This is a genomic window from Streptomyces rapamycinicus NRRL 5491 (assembly GCF_024298965.1).
In the GTDB taxonomy this organism is placed as follows: domain Bacteria; phylum Actinomycetota; class Actinomycetes; order Streptomycetales; family Streptomycetaceae; genus Streptomyces; species Streptomyces rapamycinicus.
Genome location: NZ_CP085193.1, coordinates 3,458,901 through 3,481,712, shown reverse-complemented (window position 1 = coordinate 3,481,712; position 22,812 = coordinate 3,458,901). Strand labels below are relative to the sequence as shown.

Annotated in this window: 2 protein-coding genes; both read right to left on the bottom strand. The window is 73.6% G+C overall.

From position 1 onward, the window contains the following. Positions 1–62: 62 nt before the first annotated feature. Positions 63–11,453 (bottom strand): SDR family NAD(P)-dependent oxidoreductase, encoded by an 11,391-nt coding sequence (locus LIV37_RS13955; RefSeq protein WP_420834386.1) that lies wholly within the window; start codon positions 11,451–11,453, stop codon positions 63–65. Between the two features lie 92 nt (positions 11,454–11,545). Next, the gene (locus LIV37_RS13950) at positions 11,546–22,546 is read right to left on the bottom strand and encodes a type I polyketide synthase (RefSeq protein ID WP_167525885.1); all 11,001 of its coding nucleotides are present in this window, start codon (positions 22,544–22,546) and stop codon (positions 11,546–11,548) included. Between the last annotated feature and the right edge of the window lie 266 nt (positions 22,547–22,812).

The window sequence follows — 22,812 nt, the reverse complement described above, 5'->3', positions numbered from 1 at the left end:
ACGGGGTGTCCGCCGCGCGGCCCGCCACAGGCGTCACGATCTGTCGGACAACCCTCAGGCGGTCACAGACCGCGTTCGGTGAGCCAGTTCTCGATGGCCTCGGTGGTCTCGGGGAGGTGGTGCTCCATGATCGTGAAGTGGTCTCCCGGGGTGGCCCGGGCGGTGTGCGGGAAGGGCCAGGCCGCGCGCCACGCGTCGCCCTCGAACCCCTCGTCCTGGTGGGGCATGGGCTCGGCCGCGCTCAGGAAGAACGTCGGGCTCTGGGCGGGCCGCAGGGCGCACTCCTCCATCAGCAGCGCGTTGTAGCGCCCGCTCGCCGACAGCTTCGCGCCGGTCAGCGCGAAGTCGCCGAGCAGTTGCTCCCGGGAGTCCAGGCCCTCGTTCAGCGCGATGTGGGTCTTCTCGGAGAACTGGTGGGTGGCCTCGAAGGTGTCGAGCAGCACGACCGCGCCGGGCGGCAGCCCCGCCCGCTCGGCCCGCTCCGCCAGGGCGTAGGCGAGCAGCCCGCCCATGGAGTGGCCGACCAGGACGTAGCGCTCGGTGCCGAGGGCCGCGCGCAGCTGATGGAGGTGCAGTTCGATCAGGGCGTCGAAGCTGTCGGCCACCAACTCGCCTTCGAGATAACCGGGGTTGACCAGCGACAGGACATCCCGCCTGCTCTCGAACATCTGTGCCATCATCCCGTACTGGATCGGCCCGGCGGTGGCGGTGATGGCGGGCAGACACACCAGCGTGGCCCGGGTGCCGTCGCCACTCGCCATCTTCACCGGCGGGAGGATGTGGTCGGCGGCGTCCTCGGCGGTGAAGGACGGCCGGAGCCGGCCCGCGGCCTGGATGAGCGCCATGCCCACCGACTGGGCCCGGCCGCTGGCGTACGCCTGGTGGTAGAGGGTGGTGAGGCTGTCGTAGGGGTCCGACTCCGGGGCCGCGGTGGCCTTCGCCAGCTCCAGCTCGATGGCGGACGGCGGCGGCGCGGCGGCGTCCGTCGCGGAGCCGTCCGTCGCGGAGGCGTCCGTCGCGGAGGCGTCCGTCGCGGAGGCGTCCGTCACGGAGGCGTCCGTCGCGGTCCCGGGCGCTGTTTCGGGTGCGGTCCGCTCCTGGGACTCCTCCGCCACGGGCACGCTCGCCCGGCTGCCCACCAGCGTGGCCAGGTGCCCGGCGAGCCGGTCCACGGTCGAGTGCTCGAACGTCGCCGTGGCCGACAGCCGGAGCCCGAGCAGTGTGGCGAGCCGGTCGCGCAGATCGATCCCGCGCACCGAGTCCATGCCGAGCGCCAGGAACTCGGTGTCCGGGCCGATCCCGGCGCCCGCCTCGTGGTGGAGCACCGCGCGCAGCTGTTCCCGGACGAGGTCCGCCAGCAGCCGCTCCCGGTCCTCGGGCGCGGCGGCCAGGACGCGCTGGGCGGCGGCGGTGTCCTGTGGCCGGGGACCCGGCCGTTCGCGCCGTACGGGGCGGGCCGCACGCTCCTCCGCGGTCGCCCGCAACCGGTCCGCGGACACCGGCCGCAGCGTCAACTCGGCGATGTGTGCGAGTGGTTGGCCGTCGCCGCCCGTGAGATGGACGCCGATGGCATCCGGGCCGACGGCGGCCAGCCGCACCCGTACGGTGGCGGGCGGGGCGGTGTCCGGGGCGGAGTGCGGCCGGACACCGGTCCAGGAGAACGGCATCCGGATCGGTGTGCCCGCCGACTCCGTCTCGTCGAAGAACCCGCCGAGGCCGATGGCGTGCAGGGCGGTGTCGAGCAGCGCGGGGTGCAGCGCGAAGCCGTCCACGGGTCCGCCGCCCTCCCCCTCGGTGAGGGCCACCTCCGCGAAGACCTCCCGGCCGCGCCGCCAGGCCGACCGCAGACCGCGGAAGGCCGGGCCGTAGTCGAAGCCGTCGGACGCCAGCCGGTCGTAGAAGCCCGTCAGATCGACGGCGCGGGCGCCGGGCGGCGGCCAGACGGCCGCCATCTCGGCGAACGCGGCCGTGCCACCGGCTTCCCGACCGTCGTCCGGGCCCGCCGGGTCCGGTGCCACGACGGCCCGCACATGGCAGGTCCACCCCGCCGCCGTGTCCTCGGCCGCCGACTCGCGGCGGGAGTGCACGGTGAGTTCCCGACGGCCCTCGTCATCGGGCTCGCCCACCTGGATCTGGACGTGGGCCGCCTCGGTGGCGGGCAGGAACAACGGCTCTTGGAGGGTGAGTTCGGGCAGCTGTGGGCAGCCGACCGTACGTCCCGCGTACAGCGCCCAGTCGAGGAACACACTGCCGGGCAGCACCACGCCGCCCAGCACCGCGTGGTCGGCGAGCCAGCGGTGAGTGGTCTGCGACAGGCGCGCGGTGAACAGCACCGTGTCGCTCCCGGCCGGGGCCACCGCCCCCGCCAGCAGCGGATGGCCCACCGCCGTGAGCCCGGCGCCGCCCACGTCCCCGGTGTGCTCGGGCGCGTCCAGCCAGTACCGCCGCGCGCGGAACGCGTACGTCGGCAGATCCACCGGCCGCCCGCCTGCGAACGCGGTCGCCCACGCCACCGCGCCACCGGCCACGAACAATTCCGCGAGCGCCGTGAGCAGCCGCTCCCGGCCGCCCTCGTCCCGCCGCAGCGTACCCACCACCACGGCTGTCGAGGTGCCCCGCGGCATCCATTCGACCGTCTGTTCGATCCCGGGGATCAGTACCGGGTGCGGGCTCACCTCGATGAACACCGTGTGCCCGGCGCCGGCCAGGGCGCGGGTCGCGTGATCGAACCGCACGGTCTCGCGGAGGTTCCGGTACCAGTACTCCGCGCCGGCGCTCGCGCCGTCGAGGAGGGCGCCGGTCACCGTCGAGTACATGGGCACCTCGCCGGGGCGGGGCGTGATGGGCGCGGCCAGTTCCAGCAGCCGCTCCCGGATCCGTTCGACCTGTGGGGTGTGCGAGGCGTAGTCCACCGGGATGCGGCGCGCCCGCACCCCGTCCCGTTCACACGCCGCCATCAGCTCGTCCAGCGCCGCCGCGTCCCCGGCGACCACGGTCGAGCCGGGCCCGTTCACGGTGGCCACGCAGATCCGCTCGCCCCAGGGCGCCACCAGCTTCCCGGCCTCGTCCACCGGCGCGGGCAGCGAGACCATGCCGCCACGGCCCGCCAGTTCGCTTCCGATCAGCTCGCCGCGCAGCGCGACGACACGGGCGGCGTCGTCCAGCGAGAGCACCCCCGCGACACACGCCGCCGCCAACTCGCCCTGGGAATGCCCCACCACCGCGGCGGGCTCGACCCCATGGGACCGCCACACCCGCGCCAGGGACACCATGACGGCCCAGAGCACCGGCTGCACCACATCGACGCGGTCCAGCGACGGCGCGCCGGGGAGTCCGCGCACCACATCGAGCGGCGACCACTGGACATACGGGGCCAGCGCTCGGGCGCAGGCGTCGAAGGACTCGGCGAACTCCGTTGACGCGTCGAGGAGTTCGGCCGCCATCCCGGTCCACTGCGAGCCCTGCCCGGGGAACACGAAGACCGGTCCCGACCGGTCGGCGGAGAGGGATTCGTCGGCGGACCCCCCCCGCACCACACCGGTGGCCGGTTCATCGCGGCCGAGCGCCGCCAGCCGGTCCAGGAAGTCCTCCCGGGTGCGGCCGATCACCACGGCGCGCCGGTCGAAGACGGCCCGGGACAGCAGTGAGCGGGCCACGTCGACGGGCGCCAGATCCGGTTCGGCGGCCAGCCGCTCCCGCAGCCTGCGGGCCTGGTCGCGCAGGCTGTCGGCGCTCTTCGCCGAGAGCACCCACGGCACCGCCACCGGCGTCGGCTCAGCGGGAGTGGCGGTGTCCGGCGCCTCCTCCAGGATCACATGGGCATTGGTGCCGCTGATCCCGAACGACGACACCGCGCCGCGCCGAGGCGCATCGGCCGACGGCCAGTCCCGGTTCTCCGTGGCCAGCCGCAGCGCACCGGCCGTCCACTCCACCCGATCGGTGGGGTGTTCGGCGTGCAGGGTGCGGGGTACGACGCCGTGACGCAGGGCCAGCACCATCTTGATGACCCCCGCGACCCCGGCCGCGGCCTGGGTGTGGCCGAGGTTGGACTTCACCGAGCCCAGCACCACCGGCCGGTCGGCGGGCCGGTCCCGGCCGTACGTGGCGAGCAGGGCCCGCGCCTCGATCGGGTCGCCGAGCGACGTCCCCGTGCCATGCGCCTCGACCACGTCCACATCGGCCGCCGTGAGGCCCGCGTTCGCCAACGCCTGCCGGATGACGCGCTGTTGGGCCGGACCGCTGGGCGCGGTGAGGCCGTTGGAGGCGCCGTCCTGGTTGAGCGCGGAGCCCCGGAGGAGCGCCAGCACCCGGTGGCCGTGGCGGCGGGCGTCGGACAGCCGCTCGACGACCAGCATGCCGACGCCCTCGGCGAAGCCCATCCCGTCGGCCTCGGCGGCGAACGCCTTGGAGCGCCCGTCGGGGGCGAGCCCGCCGACCCTGCTGAACTCGACGATCGGCCGCGGGGTCGACATGACCGTCACCCCACCGGCCACCGCGAGGCCGCATTCGCCCTGCCGTACCGCCTGCGCGGCCAGGTGCAGCGCCACCAGGGACGAGGAGCACGCGGTGTCCACGGTGATGGCCGGGCCCTCGAGCCCGAGGGTGTAGGCCACCCGGCCGGTGGCCACGCTGCCCGCGCTGCCGTTGCCGAGATAGCCCTCGAAGCCGTCGGCCAGCTGCTCGGGGAAGCGCGTGGCGTAGTCGTTGTAGATCAGCCCCGCGAAGATCCCGGTCGGGGTGGCGCGCAGCGCGGTGGGGTCGATGCCCGCGTGTTCGAACGCCTCCCAGGTGGTCTCCAGCAGCAGCCGCTGCTGGGGGTCCGTGGCCAGCGCCTCACGGGGCGAGACGCCGAAGAACTCGGCGTCGAAGTCGGCCGCGTCGTAGAGGAAGCCACCGGCCGGCACATGGGTCCCGGGCGCGCCGGGGCGGCCCAGCTCGGCGTGCCAGCCGCGGTCGTCGGGGAAGGGTCCGATGGCGTCCCGCCCTTCGGCGAGCAGCCGCCACAGCTCCTCGGGCGAACGCAGCCCGCCGGGGAAGCGGCAGCTCATCCCGACGATCGCGATCGGGTCGTCGTCATCGGCTGTCGTGGCCGCATGGGCCGATACGGGGACGGCGGGCCGGGCGGCGGTGGCTTCGCCGTCCGGTGCCAGGAGCCGCAGCAGCTCGGCCACCAGCGCGGCCGGGGTCGGATGGTCGAAGACGGTGGTCACCGGAAGCCGCAGCCCGGTGGCCGTGCCGAGCCGGTTGCGCAGCTCCACGGCGGTCAGCGAGTCGAAACCCAGGTCCCTGAAGGAACGGTCCCCGGCCACCGCGTCACCGCCCGCATGCCCGAGCACCACGGCGGCCTGGGCCCGTACGAGGTCGCCCAGTGTGCGCTCGCGGTCCGCCGGGGGCAGCGCGGCCAGGCGGTGCCGCAGCCCGCCGCCGCCCGTGGCCGTGTTGGCCGCGCCGCGCCGGACCGTCGTCGTACGGACCAGTCCGCGCAGCAGCGGCGCGGGCTCGCCGTGGCGGCGCAGGGCGGCCACGTCCAGCCGTACCGGAACGCTGAGCGCGCGGGGCGCCCGTATGGCCGCGTCGAAGAGCGCCAGCCCCTGGCCGGTGGAGAGCGGCCGGACGCCCTGGCGGCGCATCCGGTCGAGGGCGGTGGCGCCCAGGCCACCGGTCATCGTGCCGCGTTCGCCCCACAGGCCCCAGGCGAGTGCGTGTGCGGGCAGGCCCTGGTCGCGGCGGTGCCGGGCGAGGGCGTCCAGAAACGCGTTGGCGGCCGCGTAGTTGCCCTGGCCCGCCGAGCCCAGCACCCCGGCGGCGGAGGAGAAGAGCGCGAACAGCGCCAGATCCCGGTCCCGGGTCAGCTCGTGCAGATACCAGGCCGCGTCCGCCTTGGGGCGCAGTACGGTGTCCAGCCGCTCGGGGGTCAGCGCGGAGACCACACCGTCGTCCAGCGCCCCGGCCGCGTGCACCACACCGCGCAGCCCCGGCAGGCCGTCCAGCAGCGCGCTCAGCGCCGTCCGGTCGGAGACATCACACGCCACCACCCGGGCCCTGGCGCCCAACTCGACCAGATCGGCGGCGAGTTCGCGTGCTCCGGAGGCGTCCGGGCCCCGGCGGCCGACGAGGACGAGGTCCGTGACGCCATGGCGGGTGACCAGATGCCGGGCCACCGCCGAACCGATGACCCCCGTGCCACCGGTGATCAGCACGGTGCCGTCGATCGCGTCCCGGGGAGGGGTGAGCACCACCTTTCCGGTGTGGCGCGCCTGGCTGACATGGCGGAACGCCTCCCGCGCCCGGCGGGTGTCCCACGCCGTCACCGGCAGTGACGCCAGCACACCCGCCTCGAACAGCTCGGCGAGATGGCCCAGCATCGCGCCCAGCCGCTCCGCCCCGGCCTCGGCGAGGTCGAACGCCCGGTAGCCGACGCCCGGTCGGCGCGCGGCCACCTCATCGGCGTCCCGGACGTCCGTCTTGCCCATCTCGATGAACCGGCCGCCGCGCGGCAGCAGCGTCAGCGAGGCGTCGATGAACTCCCCGGCCAGGCAGTTCAGTACGACATCGACGCCCCGGCCATCGGTCGCGGCCCGGAAGCGGTCCGCGAACTCCAGGGTGCGCGACGACGCCACCCGCTCGGCCGGAACGCCCATGCCCCGCACCACGGGCCACTTCGGCTCGCTCGCGGTGGTGTACACCTCGGCCCCGAGATGGCGCGCCAGCCGTACCGCCGCCATCCCCACGCCACCCGCGGCGGCGTGCACCAGAACCGACTCGCCCGCCCGCACCCGGGCCAGCTCGACCAGGGCGTAGTAGGCGGTCAGGAACGCGGCGGGCACGGATGCCGCCTGCGGAAACGTCCAGCCGGGGGGCATCCGCACGACCATCCGGGCGTCGGCCACCGCCACGGGGCCCGCATACGCGCCCGACACCAGCCCCATCACCCGGTCGCCCACCGCGAGGCCGTCGACACCGGGGCCGACCTCCAGCACCACACCGGCGCCCTCGGCCGCGAAGAGCGCCTCACCGCTGGGCCCGGAGCTGGGTACGACGCCCAACGAGGCGAGGACATCACGGAAGTTGACGCCCGTGGCGCGTACCGCGATCCGCACCTGACCCGGGGCCAGGGGCTCCTCGGCACCCGGAGCGGGCACCAGCCGCAGCCCCTCCACGGTGCCCCCGGTGTCCAGGTCCAGGCTCCAGGCCCCCTCGGGGACCGCCAGTATTCCGGCGTCCGACGGCGAGACCCGGCCCAGCCGTGGCACGGACACCGCTCCGGCGCGCACCACGAGCTCGGGCTCACCGGTGGCGAGGGCGGCGGCCAGCGCCGCGGCGGACTCGGGAGCACCATCCAGATCCACCTGTGCGAACCGGCCCGGGTGCTCCGAGCACACCGAACGCCACAGCCCCCGCACCCCGGCCAGCGCCAGGCCGGCCCGCTCACCCGGGAAAGCCGCCACCGCGCCGCGGGTCACCAACGCGAGCCGGGCGCCGTCGAGTTCGGGATGGCTCAGCCATTCGCGTACGGTCGCCAGTACGACCGCCAGGCGCTTGCGGCTGGTGGCGGGCACGTCGGCGACACCGTCCGGGGCTTGTGCCGGGAGAGCGGGGAGCACCACCAGCGGGGGCAGCTGTGTGCCGGTGCGTACGGCGGCGAGGAGCGCGGCCACATCCGCGTGGACGGGGGCGCCGGGGACGTCGGGCAGGGCGGTGCCGAGCACCGCGATGGGCTCCGTGGCCTCGGACGGCCGGAGGGGCAGCGGCGTCCACGTGACCTCGAAGAGCGCGTCCGGGGCCGTCCCGCTGGCGGCCGTCAGCGCGTCGGCCGTCAGGGGCCGCGAGACCACCTCGTCGACGGTGAGGATCGGCAGCCCGGCGAGGTCCGTCATGCGCACCGAGATCCCGCCCGGCCCCGTGGGCGCTGTCCGCACCCGGGCGACGGTCGCGCCCGTGGCGTGCAACCGCGCCCCGGAGAACGACAGCGGCATCAGCCGCTCCGCCTCGCCCTCCAGGAGCCCCACAAGACGCGTCTGCGACGCCGCGTCCACCAGCGCCGGATGCACACCGAACCGGTCGGCGTCACCGGCGGCCGACTCCGGCAGCCGCACCTCGGCGAACATCTCCTCGCCCCGGCGCCATACGGCACGCACACCCTGGAACACCGGGCCGTAGCCATAGCCGTGCTCCGCCAGCCGCTCGTAGAACGCGTCGATGTCCACCGGCTCCGCGCCGGCGGGCGGCCACTGGGCCTCGGCCCCCGGCCCCCCGTCCGCGTCCATGTCCGTGTCCATGTCCGCGTCCATGTCCGCGTCGCCGGGCGACGACCTGGACGCCGTCAGCGTCCCCGTGGCATGACACACCCAGTCCGCCGGATCGTCGTCCTGCTCCGGGCGGTGCGGCCGGGAGTGCAGCCGTACGGCGTACGCGCCCCGCTCGTCAGCCGCGTCGACGCCCAGCTGGATGTCGAGGGCGGTGTCGTCGGACGGCACGGTCAGCGGGGTGTGCAGAACGAGCTCGTCCAGCTGTTCTGCGCCCACGTGCTGCCCGGCCCCCAGCACGAGCTCCAGCAGGGCCGCGCCCGGCACCAGGGCCCGGTCCAGCACCATGTGGTCGGCCAGCCATGGCTGCGTACGGGTGGAGATCCGGCCCGTGAACACGTACCCGCCGCCCTCGGCCATGCTCACCCCGGCCGCCACCAGCGGATGCCCCACCACGGACAGCCCCGCGCCCGCAAGATCCCCGACCCGTTCGGCCGCCGAGAGCCAGTAGTGGTGGCGTTGGAAGGGGTAGGTGGGGAGGTTGGTGGGGGTGGGGTTGTTGGGGGTGAGGATCGCGGGCCAGTTGGGGGTGAGGCCGTGGGTCCAGAGGGTGGCGAGGGAGATGAGGAGTTGCTGGATGCCGCCGTGGTCGCGGCGGAGGGTGGGGATGGCGTGGGCGTTGGTCTCTTGGATGGCGGTGGTGAGGACGGGGTGGGGGCTGGTTTCGAGGCAGAGGGTGTGGCCGTCGGCGTGGAGGGTGTGGACGGTGTCGTGGAAGCGGACGGGTTCGCGGAGGTTGCGGTACCAGTACTCGGCGTCGAGGGTCTCGCCGTCGATGCGGGTGGCGGTAACGGTGGAGTACAGGGGGATGTCGCCGGGGCGGGGAGTGATGGGCGCGGCGAGTTGGAGGAGCGGTTCCCGGATGCGGTCGACGTGGGGTGTGTGGGACGCGTAGTCGACCGGGATGGTGCGGGTGCGCAGTCCGGCGTTCCCGGCTGCGGCGGTCACCTCGGCGAGTCCGGTGGGGGTTCCGGCGACGACGGTGGAGGTGGGCCCGTTGACGGCGGCGATCCAGACGTCGTCGCGGCCGGTCAGCAGCTCGCGCGCCCGGTCGGCGGAGGTGGCGAGGGAGACCATGCCGCCGTGTCCGGCCAGCTCCTGGGCGATGAGGCGGCTGCGCAGCGCCACGAGCCGTGCGCCGTCTTCGAGGGAGAGCACACCGGCGACGCATGCGGCGGCGATCTCACCTTGTGAGTGGCCGATGACGGCGGAGGGCTCGATGCCGAACGAACGCCACGCCTCGGCCAGGGACACCATCACGGCCCAGAGGGCGGGCTGGACGACATCCACCCGTTCCAGTGCGCTTTCGTCCGAGGTCTCGCGCAGGACGTCGAGGAGATCCCACTCGATGTGCGGGGCGAGGACCTGGGCACACCGGTCGATGGATTCGGCGAACACCGCTGAGGAATCGAGCAGTTCGGCGGCCATACCGACCCATTGCGACCCCTGCCCCGGAAAGACGAAGACCGCGCCGGACGGCGGTTCTTCCGGGGCGACACCGCTGACCACATGGGCGGCGGGCTCGCCGGTGGCAACCGTGTCCAGCCCGGCGAGGAAGGTGTCCCGGTCGGCGGCCACGACCACCGCGCGGTGTTCGAGCGCGGCCCGGTGGTGTGCGAGCGTCCAGCCGATGTCGGCGAGGTGCCGGTCACTCGTGGCCGCGAACGTCAGCAACTGCGCTGCCTGCGCTCGTAGCGCGGTCTCGGAGCGTGCCGAGATCACCCACGGCAGCAGACCCTCCGTGGGTGCGGATTCGGGTGTGGTGTCGGCCGTCGGGGCCGCTTCGAGGATCACGTGAGCGTTGGTGCCGCTGACCCCGAACGACGACACCGCCGCGCGGCGTGCCCGTTCCGCCTCGGGCCAGGGCGCGTTCTCCGTCACCAGCTCCACCGCACCGGAGGCCCAGTCCACATGCGGCGTCGGCTCGTTCACATGCAGGGTGCGCGGTACGACGTCATGGCGCATCGCCATGACCATCTTGATCACACCGGCCACGCCCGCCGCGGCCTGGGTGTGGCCGATGTTGGACTTCACCGACCCCAGCAGCGCGGGGCGTTCGGCGGGCCGGTCCCGGCCGTACGTGGCGAGCAGCGCCTGCGCCTCGATGGGGTCGCCCAGCGCCGTACCGGTCCCGTGCGCCTCGATCACATCGACCTCGGACGAGGCCACGCCCGCGTCGGCCAGCGCGTCCTGGATCACTCGCCGCTGGGCGGGGCCGTTGGGCGCGGTGAGGCCGTTGGAGGCGCCGTCCTGGTTGACCGCGGTGCCACGGATCACGCCGAGCACCTGGTGGCCGTTGCGGCGGGCGTCGGACAGCCGTTCCACCAGCAGCAGCCCCACGCCCTCGGCCGCGCCCATGCCGTCCGCGGCGGCGGAGAACGCCTTGCACCGGCCGTCCCGGGCCAGCCCCCGCTGCCTGCTGAACTCGGTGAACAGATCCGGCGTGGACATCACGGCGACACCGCCGACGACCGCCATCCCGCATTCGCCGTTGCGCAGCGCCCGTACTCCCAGATGCATCGCCACCAGCGAGGACGAACACGCCGTGTCCACGGTGAGGGCCGGGCCGGTCAGCCCGAAGGTGTAGGCGATGCGCCCGGAGACGACACTGCCCGCGACACCGGTCATGGCATGGCCCTCGACCTCCTCCGGGATCGCGGGCAGCCTGCTGCCGTAGTCGTGGAAGCTGGCGCCGATGAACACCCCGGTCCGGCTGGAGCGCAGCGACACCGGATCGATGCCCGCTCGCTCGAACAGCTCCCAGGACGTCTCCAGCAGCAGTCGCTGCTGGGGGTCCATCGCAAGCGCCTCGCGTGGGGAGATGCCGAAGAAGTCGGCATCGAACTCGCCTGCGGTGTGCAGGAATCCGCCCTCGGCGGTGTACGAGGTGCCCGGCCGTTCGCCGTCCGGGTCGACCAGCCCCGCCAGATCCCAGCCACGGTCGACCGGGAGCCCGGAAATGGCGTCCCCGCCGCCTTCGACGAGCTCCCACAGCGCCTCGGGCGAGGCCACTCCGCCGGGGTAGCGGCAGCTCATCCCGACGATCGCCACCGGCTCGGCGGCCGCCGACTCCGCCACCCGCAGTTGCGCCCGCGTCTCCTTGAGCTCCGCGGTGACCCGGGTCAGATAGTGGCGGAGCTTGTGCACATCGTCCATGTCGGGGCTCCATGCGAAGAGTCGGCGGTGGGAGGTGGGTATGGCGGACAGACCGGCTGGTCAGCGGGGCGGGCGGAGGGGGATCAGGAGATCCCGAACTCCTTCTCGATGTAGTCGAAGAGCTCGTCGTTGGTGGCCGCTTCGAGATCGTCGGACGTCACCGGCTCCTCGGCGGTGTCCACGGTGCCTACGACGTCCATGGCGTCCATGGCGGACCGGAGCAGCCGGCGCAGCCGGTCGGCGATCTCGGAACGGGCGGGGGCGTCGCTCGGCAGCGACACCAACAGCCGTTCCAGGCCGTCGAGTTCGGCGGTGCCGTCACCCGTGGTGGCTTGACCGGTGCCGTCCGGGTCGGCGCCGATACCGCTGAAGAGCTGTGCGGACAGATAGTCGACGAGCTCGGCCACGGTCGGAAAGTCGAAGATCACGGTGGCGGGCAGTTGGAGGCCCGTGACGCTCCCGAGCCGGTTGCGCAGCTCCACCGCCGTGACCGAGTCCAGGCCGAGCTCCAGGAACGGCCGCCTGGTGCCCACGGCCTCGGCCGAGCCATGGCCGAGGACCGCGGCCACCTGGCCGCGTACGGCTTCGAGGAGCCGCCGTTCGCGCTCCTCGGGCTTCGCGTCGGCGAGCCGGTCGCGCAGGGCCGCCGCCGTATCGCCCGTACCTCCGCCCGGGGCCCCGCCCCCGGCATCCTCGACCGCGCCGAGCGCCCGCCGGGCCTCGGAGATCTCATCGAGCAGATGGCTGGGGCGGGCGGCGGTGTAGGCGTGGGCGAAGCGGTCCCAGTCGATGTCGGCGATCACCAGGGCCGTTTCGCCGTCCGCCAGCGCGGCCTCCAGCGCGAGGAGTGCCGACTCCGGCGGCAGCAGCGGTACGCCATGGCGCAGCCGCAGCTCGGTCACCGCGTCCCGTTCGGCCATCCCGCCCTGCGCCCAGGAGCCCCAGGCCACGGAGGTGGCCACCAGCCCCCGGGAGCGGCGGTGGCGAGCAAGGGCATCCATATAGGCGTTGGCGGGCGCGTAGTTGCCCTGACCGACCATGCCCACGGTGCCCGCCAGGGAGGAGAACAGCACGAACGCGGACAGCTCCAGGTCCCGGGTCAGCTCGTGCAGCCGCCACGCCGCATCCGCCTTCACCCGCAGCACACGGTCCACCTGCTCGGGGGTGAGGGAGGTGATGGCGGCGTCGTCCAGGACGGCCGCCGTGTGGAACACCGAGGTCAGGGGGTACGCGGGCGGAATCGACGCCAGAAGCGCGCGGAGCGCGTCCGCGTCCCCGACATCGCAGGCCGCCACGGTCGCCTTGGCTCCCGAGGCGGTCACCTCGGCCACCAGCTCGTCCGCTCCCGGCGCGGTGTCCCCGCGACGGCTGACGAGCAGCAGATGCTCGGCGCCACGGGCCGCGAGCCGACGGGCCACCTGGCTGCCGAGGGCGCCGGTGCCACCGGTGATCAGAACCGTGCCAGGGCCGGGGGACCAGCCGTCATCGAGAACATCGCCGAGGCGTGGCGCCCTGACGACCCGGCGCCCGAGGATCCCGGTGGCGCGGACCGCGACCTGGTCCTCGTGGCCACCGGCGGCCAGTACGGCACACAGCCGGACCGTCGCCCGTTCGTCCAGCTCCTGGGGCAGATCCACCAACCCGCCCCAGCGGGTGGCGAGTTCCTGCGCCGCCACTCGGCCCAGACCCCACACCAGCGCCTGCGCCGGGCCGGTCAGCGGATCGTGGTCGCCGACCGACACCGCGCCCTGGGTGACGCACCACAGCGGCGCGAACAGCCCCACTGCCTCCAGTCCTTGGACCAGCCGCAGCGTGCGGTGCAGCCCGGCGGCCTCGTCGCGGGCGAGCAGCGAGAGCACGCCGACGACGGGCGCGGTGGCGTGCGCCGTGGTGTGTGCGGTGAGGGCGGCGAGGGTGTCTGCCCAGCGGCGCGGATCGTCGGGCGCCACGACCACCGTTTCCACCGTGGCCCCGTGCCGGTCCAGGGCCGTGGCGATCGCCTCGTACAGCGCATCGCCCTTCTGGTCGGGTGCCAGGACGACGAGCCAGGTGCCGGACAGCGCGGATGAGGCGGTGTCGGGCAGCGGCCGCCAGCCCTCGCGATACCGCCACGCGTCCATCGTGGACGCCGCGCTCTGCCGTCGATGCCACGCCGACAGCGCGGGCAGCAGGGTCGTCAACTCCGCCTGGGATTCCCCCAGCCGCAGGGTCCGAGCCAGCCCTTCCAGGTCCTCGCGCTCCACGGCTTCCCAGAAACCGGTGTGCGGATCCGGGCCCGTCGTCGCGTTGGCGCGGTGTCGGCCCGGGGTCGCGGTGTCCAGCCAGTAGCGGTGGCGTTGGAAGGGGTAGGTGGGGAGGCTGGCGGGGGTGGGGTTGTTGGGGGTGAGGACTGCGGGCCAGTTGGGGGTGAGGCCGTGGGTCCAGAGGGTGGCGAGGGTGGTGAGGAGTTGCTGGATGCCGCCGTGGTCGCGGCGGAGGGTGGGGATGGCGTGGGCGTTGGTCTCTTGGACGGCGGTGGTGAGGACGGGGTGGGGGCTGGCCTCCAGGTAGAGGGTGTGGCCGTTGGCCAGCGAAGTCCGCAGCGTGTCGTGGAAGCGGACCTGTTCGCGGAGGTTGCGGTACCAGTACTCGGCGTCGAGGGTCTCGCCGTCGATGGGGGCGGCGGTGACGGTGGAGTACAGGGGGACGTCACCGGCGCGGGGGGTGATGGGCGCGGCGAGCTCAAGGAGCTGTTCCCGGATGCGGTCGACGTGCGGGGTGTGGGACGCGTAGTCGACGGCGATCGCACGGGCCCGGATCCCGGTGGTTTCCGCTTGCGCCATGACGTCGGTGAGCGCGGCGGGGCTCCCGGCGACGACGGTGGAGGTCGGGCCGTTGACAGTGGCGATCCAGACGTCGTCGCGGCCGGTCAGCAGCTCGCGCGCCTGGTCGGCGGGGGCGGTGAGGGAGGCCATGCCGCCGTGTCCGGCCAGTTCCTGGGCGATGAGGCGGCTGCGCAGCGCCACGAGCCGTGCGCCGTCTTCCAAGGTCAGCGCTCCGGCTACGCACGCGGCTGCGATCTCGCCCTGGGAGTGGCCGATGACGGCGGAGGGCTCGATACCGAGCGAACGCCACACCTGGGCCAGGGACACCATGACGGCCCAGAGGGCGGGCTGGACGATGTCCACCCGTTCCAGCGCCGCCTCATCCCCGGTCGCCCGCAGCACATCGAGCAGATCCCAGTCGATATGCGGAGCGAGAGCTTGGGCGCAGCGGTCGATGGATTCGGCGAACTCGGGTGAGGTGTCGAGCAGTTCGGCGGCCATGCCGACCCACTGCGAACCCTGTCCCGGAAAGACGAACACTGGACCGGCGGCCGACCCGGCGGCCACCCCAGCCACCACATGAGCGGAGGGCTCTCCGGTGGCGATCGCGTCCAGCCCGGCCAGGAAGTCGTCCCGGTCGGCGGCCACCACCACCGCGCGGTGCTCCAGCGCGGCCCGGCGCAGTGCCAGCGTCGAGCCAATGTCGGCGAGATGCCGATCGCTCGTGGCCACGAACGCGCGCAACTGCGCTGCCTGGGCCCGTAGCGCGGCCTCCGAACGCGCCGAGATCACCCACGGCAGCGCGCCCTCCGTGGGCGTGTCCTGGGACGTGGGGTCCGCCGTCGGGGCCGCTTCCAGAATCACATGGGCGTTGGTGCCGCTGACCCCGAACGACGACACCGCCGCGCGGCGTGCCCGTTCCGCGTCGGGCCAGCTCATAGTCTCCGTCACCAGCCGCACCGCGCCGGAGCCCCAGTCCACCTGCGGCGTCGGCTCGTCCACATGCGGGGTGCGGGGAACGACGCCGTTGCGCAGGGCCAGCACCATCTTGACGATGCCCGCGACCCCGGCCGCCGCGCCGGTGTGGCCGACGTGGGCCTTCATCGAGCCCAGCAGCGCGGGGTGTTCGGCGGATCGGCCCTGGCCGTACGTGGCGAGCAGCGCCTGTGCCTCGATGGGGTCGCCCAGCGCCGTACCGGTTCCGTGCGCCTCGATCACATCGATATCGGACGGCGTGAGACGTGCGTTCGCCAACGCTTGCCGGATGACGGCCTGTTGGGATGGTCCATTGGGCGCGGTGAGGCCGTTGGAGGCGCCGTCCTGGTTGACCGCCGTGCCACGGATGACGGCGAGCACCTGGTGGCCGTTGCGGCGGGCCTCCGACAGCCGTTCGACCAGCAGCACACCCACGCCCTCCGCCCACGCGGTGCCGTCCGCCGCCGCCGCGAAGGGCTTGCAGCGGCCGTCGGGGGCGAGCCCGCGCTGATGGCTGAACTCGGTGAACACACCCGGTGTGGAGATCACCGAGACGCCGCCCACGAGGGCCATCCCGCAGTCGCCGTTGCGCAGTGCCTGTACGGCGAGATGCAGTGCCACCAGTGAGGACGAACACGCCGTGTCCACCGTGACGGCCGGTCCGGTCAGCCCGAAGCCGTAGGCGATCCGGCCGGATGCCACGCTTCCCGCCGCCCCGGTGAAGAGGTAGCCCTCGGACCCCTCGGTGTCGGCGCCCTCACCGCCGTAGCCGTGCGGTACGAGGCCGATGAACACCCCGGTTCGGCTGCCGCGCAGCGACAGCGGGTCGATGCCCGCGTGTTCCAGCGCCTCCCAGGAGGTCTCGAGCAGCAGCCGCTGCTGGGGGTCCATCGCCATCGCCTCGCGCGGCGAGATGCCGAAGAAGTCGGCATCGAAGTCGGCGGCGTCCAGGAGGAATCCGCCTTGGTGGACATAGCTGCTGCCGGGGCGTGCGGGGTCGGGGTGGCGGAGCGCGTCGAGATCCCAGCCGCGGTCCGCCGGGAACGCGGAGAGGGTGTCCTGGTCGGACAGCAGCAGCCGCCACAGATCCTCGGGCGACCGTACGCCCGCGGGGAAACGGCAGCTCGTGGCCACGATCGCGATCGGCTCGTCCAGGGCGGTCGCCCCGGGCACTACCGGTACGACGGCGCCCGGCGCGTACGGGTCCGCTCCGGCGGTGTCCCCGCCCGTGATCCGGTCCAGCAGATGCTGGGCCAGTGTCAGGGGCGTCGGATAGTCGAAGACGACGGATGGCGCGAGCGCCACACCCGTCGCCGCGGCCAGCCGGTTCCGCAGCTCCACGGCGGTCAGCGAGTCGAAGCCGAGGTCCCGGAAGACCTTCCGCGTCTCCACCTCGTCCACCGACGACAGCCCCAGCACGGCCGCCGCGTGGCGGCACACCTGGTCCAGCACCACCCGTAGCCGGGGCGCGCCCTCGGCCGCGTCGGCCACCCGGCGTGCGAAGCCGCCGAGCCCCTCAAGCGCCTCAAGCCCCTCGGGTCCTTCGGCCGCCACGGTGGCGGACGGCAGGTCGACCCGTACGGCGGAGCCGGGGCCGACGGGCGCGAGCCAGTAGCGCTCGCGCTGGAAGGCGTAGGTGGGCAGATCGACGGGTGTGTCGCCGCCGGGTGCGAACACCGCCGCCCAGTCGGGGGCCACACCATGGGCCCACAGGGTGGCGAGGGCGCCGAGGTACTGCCGGACGCCACCCTGGTCACGGCGGAGAGTGCCGGTGGCGAGGATGCGCTGGTCGGCGGCGTGGCCGGTTTCCTCGACGGCGGTGGTGAGGACGGGGTGGGGGCTGGCCTCCAGGTAGAGGGTGTGGCCGTTGGCCAGCGAAGTCCGCAGCGTGTCGTGGAAGCGGACCTGTTCGCGGAGGTTGCGGTACCAGTACTCGGCGTCGAGGGTCTCGCCGTCGATGGGGGCGGCGGTGACGGTGGAGTACATGGGCACATGCCCGGCTTGGGGAGTGATGGGCGCGGCGAGCTCAAGGAGCTGTTCCCGGATGCGGTCGACGTGCGGGGTGTGGGACGCGTAGTCGACGGCGATCGCACGGGCCCGGATCCCGGTGGTTTCCGCTTGCGCCATGACGTCGGTGAGCGCGGCGGGGCTCCCGGCGACGACGGTGGAGGTCGGGCCGTTGACAGTGGCGATCCAGACGTCGTCGCGGCCGGTCAGCAGCTCGCGCGCCTGGTCGGCGGGGGCGGTGAGGGAGGCCATGCCGCCGTGTCCGGCCAGTTCCTGGGCGATGAGGCGGCTGCGCAGCGCCACGAGCCGTGCGCCGTCTTCCAAGGTCAGCGCTCCGGCTACGCACGCGGCTGCGATCTCGCCCTGGGAGTGGCCGATGACGGCGGAGGGCTCGATACCGAGCGAACGCCACACCTGGGCCAGGGACACCATGACGGCCCAGAGGGCGGGCTGGACGATGTCCACCCGTTCCAGCGCCGCCTCATCCCCGGTCGCCCGCAGCACATCGAGCAGATCCCAGTCGATATGCGGAGCGAGAGCTTGGGCGCAGCGGTCGATGGATTCGGCGAACTCGGGTGAGGTGTCGAGCAGTTCGGCGGCCATGCCGACCCACTGCGAACCCTGTCCCGGAAAGACGAACACTGGACCGGCGGCCGACCCGGCGGCCACCCCAGCCACCACATGAGCGGAGGGCTCTCCGGTGGCGATCGCGTCCAGCCCGGCCAGGAAGGTGTCCCGGTCGGCGGCCACCACCACCGCACGATGTTCCATGGCGGCCCGCTGTGTCGCCAGCGCCCACGCGATGTCCGATGGCGTGGCGTCGGAGGAGGTGGCAGCGGCGGCGAACGCACCCAACCGGGCGGCCTGCGCCCGCAGCGCGGCGGGCGAACGGCCCGACACCACCCACGGCAGCACACCCTCCGCCTCGACGAGCGGATTGGCGGGGCGAGGGACGCGGGAGGGGGCGGGAACGGGAACGGGGACGGGGACGGGGGCCGATGGGGCCTGCTCCAGGACCACATGGGCGTTGGTCCCGCTGATGCCGAACGACGAGACTCCGGCCCGCCGCGCCCGTCCGGCCTCCGGCCACGGGCGCTCCTCCGTCACCAGCTCCACACCACCGGACCCCCAGTCCACGTGCGGGGTCGGCTCGTCCACATGCAGCGTGGCGGGGACGACACCATGGCGCATCGCCATGATCGCCTTGATGACGCCCGCGACTCCGGCCGCCGCCTGGGTGTGGCCGATGTTGGACTTCACCGACCCCAGCAGCGCGGGGCGTTCGGCGGGCCGGTCCCGGCCGTACGTGGCGAGCAGCGCCTGCGCCTCGATCGGATCGCCGAGCGCCGTTCCCGTGCCGTGCGCCTCGATCAGATCCACGTCGGACGCCGACAGCCCGGCGTCCGCCAGCGCCTGCCGGACCACCTGCTCCTGGGAGAGGCCGTTGGGCGCGGTGAGCCCGTTGGAGGCGCCGTCCTGGTTGACCGCCGTGCCCCGGATCACGCCGAGCACCCGATGGCCGTTGCGGCGGGCGTCGGACAGCCGCTCCACCAGGAGCATGCCGACGCCCTCCGCCATTCCGGTGCCATCGGCCCCGGCCGCGAACGCCTTGCACCGGCCGTCGCGGGCCAGCCCGCCCTGACGGCTGAACTCGGTGAAGATTCCGGGGGTGTTGAGGACGGTCACCCCACCGGCCAGGGCCAGCGAGGACTCTCCCCGGCGCAGCGACTGCACCGCCAGATGCAGGGCCACCAGCGATGATGAGCAGGCGGTGTCCAGGGTGATGGCGGGCCCGGTGAGCCCGAGCTGATAGGCGATACGGCCGGAGGCCACACTGGCGGTCTTGCCGGTGAGGAGATAGCCGTCCACCGCCTCCGGCGCCTCGTGCAGCCGTGGCCCGTACTCCTGGTCCATGGTGCCGACGAACACACCGGTACGGGTGGCGCGCAGCGCGTCGGGCGCGATGCCCGCGCGCTCCAGCAGCTCCCAGGAGGTCTCCAGCAGCAGCCGCTGCTGGGGGTCCATCGCCAGGGCCTCGCGCGGGGAGATGCCGAAGAGGCGGGCGTCGAAGTCCGTGGCCCCGTCGATGAATCCGCCGCTCCGGGCGAAGCTGCTGCCGGTGCTCTCGGTGCCGTGCAGCCGCTCCAGGTCCCAGCCGCGGTCGTCCGGGAACGGTGAGATGGCGTCCCGTCCGTCCGCCACCAGCCGCCACAGATCCTCGGGGGAGTGCACCCCGCCGGGGAGACGGCAGCTCATCGCGATGATGGCGATCGGCTCGTCGGCGGGGGCGGCCACCGCCGCGGGTGTGGGGGAAAGGCCACCGGCGGCGAGGTGTTCCGCCAGCCGCGCCGGGGTCGGATGGCTGAAGAGCGCGGCGGGGGAGAGGCGGGTGCCCAGCGCGGCGTTGACGCGGTTGCACAGATCGCTGAGCGAGATCGAGTCGAAGCCGAGATCCTTGAAGGTCCGTCCGGTGTCGAGCTCGGCCACCGTCGTATGCCCGAGGACGGCCGCGGCCTGGGCCCGCACCTGATGAACCACATCCGGGCTCGCGGCCCCCGGCGCGATATCCGTGGCCGCCGGAGACGCCACGGCGTCGAACCAGTGGCGCCGCCGCTGGAAGACACGGCCGGGCAGCGCGGCCCGGCGGGCGCCGGTCCCGGCGAACACCTTTCCCCAGTCGGGGGCGGCCCCGTGCACCCACAGCTCGGCCAGCGAGAGCAGCACCCGCCGCGTGCCGCCCTCGCCCCGGCGCAGGGTGCCGACGGCGAGACCGCCCGTGTCCTGGACGGCGGTGATGAGTACCGGGTGCGAACTGCTCTCCAGGAAGAGGGAGTTGCCGTCCGCGATCAGGTTCTGGACGGTGTCGTGGAAGCGGACCTGTTCGCGGAGGTTGCGGTACCAGTACTCGGCGTCCAGCGCCTCGCCCGCGATGGGGGCGGTGGTGACGGTCGAGTACATCGGCACGTCCCCGGCGCGCGGGGCGACCGGCGCCGCGAGCCGCAGGAACTCCTCGCGGATCGCCTCGACATGAGGGGTGTGCGAGGCGTACGCGGTGGCCACCCGGCGGTGGCGCAGCCCGGCGGCCGCCGCCCTGGCCGTGACCTCGGCCAGCCCCTCCGGGCTGCCCCCGACCACCGTCGCGCCCGGTCCGTTGACCGCGGCGATCCATACGTCGGCCCGGTCCGCGAGCAGCTCGGCCGCCCGCTCCTCCGACGCGCCGATGGACGCGAGACCGCCCCGGCCGATCAGGGCCCCCGCGATCCGGCTGCGTACGGCGATCAGCCGGGCACCGTCCTCCAGCGACAGCGCTCCGGCCACGCACGCGGCCGCGATCTCACCCTGCGAGTGGCCCACGACGGCCGACGGGACGACGCCGAGCGAACGCCACACCCGCGCCAGCGAGACCATCACGGCCCAGAGCGCGGGCTGCAGCACCTCCGCGCGGTCCAGCGCGGCGCCGTCCTCGGTGTCCCGCAGTACGCCGAGGAGGTCCCAGTCGGTGTGCGGGGCCAGGGCCCGGGCGCAGCGGCCGATGGATTCGGCGAACACGGGCGAGGCGTCGAGCAGTTCGGCGGCCATGCCCGCCCACTGCGAGCCCTGCCCCGGAAAGACGAACACCGGACCCGCGGCCGACTCGCCGGCGGCCCCATTGACCACATGGGCGGACGGCTCACCGGAGGCCAGCGCGTCCAGCCCGGCCAGGAACCCGTCGCGGTCCGCGGCCACCACCACGGCACGGTGCTCCAGGGCCGTCCGGTGCTCGGCGAGCGACCATCCGATGTCGGCGGGGGAGACGTCGCCGTCCGCCGAATGGTCCGCGGAACCACCTGCCGATCCGTCCGCGGAGCCGCCCGCCGCGAACGACCGCAACCGGGCCGCCTGCGCCCGCACCCCGTCCGGCGTCCGGCCCGAGATCACCCACGGCAGTACGTCACCACCCCAGGCCTCCGCGACGCCTTCGGCCGCACCCTCGGCGAGTGAGACCGCTGGAGCCCGCTCCACGACGACATGGGCGTTGGTCCCGCCGACGCCGAAGGAGGACACCCCGGCGATCAGCGGCGCATCCGGGCGCGGCCACGCCGACAACTCGGTCTGCACCCGCAGATTCCACTCCTCCAGCGGAATCGCGAGGTTGGGCGAGCGGAAGTTGAGGCTGGGCGGGAGGTGCGCCGCCTTCAGGGCGAGCAGGACCTTGATCAGGCCGGTGATCCCCGCGGCCCCTTCCAGATGGCCCACGTTCGTCTTGGCGGACCCCACCAGCAGCGGCCGGTCCTTCGTCCGCGCCGCGCCGATCGCCTCGGCCAGCGCCGCCGCCTCGATGGGGTCGCCGACGGGCGTGCCGGTGCCGTGCAGTTCGACGTACTGCACCTCGTCGGGGGCGACCCCGGCCACGGCGTACGCGCGGCGCAACACCTCCGCCTGGGCGGTCCGGCTGGGGGTGGTGAGACTGTCACCGCCGCCGTCGTTGTTGACCGCGCCGCCGCGCAGCACCCCGTGGATCCGGTCGCCGTCGGCGAGCGCGCGGGCGAGGGGTTTGAGCAGCACCAGACCGCCGCCCTCGCCGCGGACGAAGCCGTTGGCCCGGGAGTCGAAGGTGTAGCACGTGCCGTCGGGGGAGAGCCCGCCGAACCGTGCGGCGCTCAGCGCGCCGTCGTACGCGAGGTTGAGGTGGACGCCGCCGGCGAGCGCGGTGTCGCATTCGCCGTTGCGCAGGCTCTGGCAGGCGGTGTGCACGGCGACCAGCGAGGACGACTGGCCGGAGTCCACCACCATGCTGGGGCCGCGGGTGCCCAGCAGATAGGAGAGCCGGTTGGCGATCATGCCGCGCTGCAGGCCGGTCAGGGTGTGATGGGTGACCGCGGAGTCGCCGCCGTGGCGCCGCAGCAGCGTGGCGTAGTCGTCGTTGACGGCGCCGACGAACACCCCGGTCCGCCCCTGGGCGAGCCGGGCCGGTGTGAGGCCCGCGTCCTCCAGGGATTCCCAGCCCAGTTCGAGCATCAGCCGCTGCTGGGGGTCCATGGCGGCGGCCTCGCGCGGCGATATGCCGAAGAAGCCGGCGTCGAAGTGGTCCACCGCGTCGAGGAAGGCGCCGAATTCGATCCCAGCTTCGGCTTCGGGTCGGGCCCCGGACCCGCCGTCGGATTGCCGCGGAGTCCATCGATCTTCCGGTACGGAAGTGACCGCGTCCGCGCCGTCGCTGAGCAGACGCCAGAATTCCTCGGGCGTCCGGGCTCCTGGTAAACGACAAGAGAAACCGATGACCGCTACCGAATCATGGACATCGTGATGCCATGGCAAATCGGCGACTGTGGACAACTAGGTACACTCCCCCGTGACCTGGTGACCTGACCCGTTTATCGCGCGTGAAAACAAAGATCAACTGCCGCGAAGGTACCTCAGCGTCCGGCGGGTGCGCAAGCATGTTCGGGAGCCGCTGTTCGGGGTCATGTTCCCCTGGTCACAGGGCGGTTGACGGCGGCCCTTCGCTTTCAACGAAAGAAAAATGGATGGCGTCCCGTGCGGGGATGGGCTACGGTTTCTCCGTTCCGTGCGGGCCGTGTTGG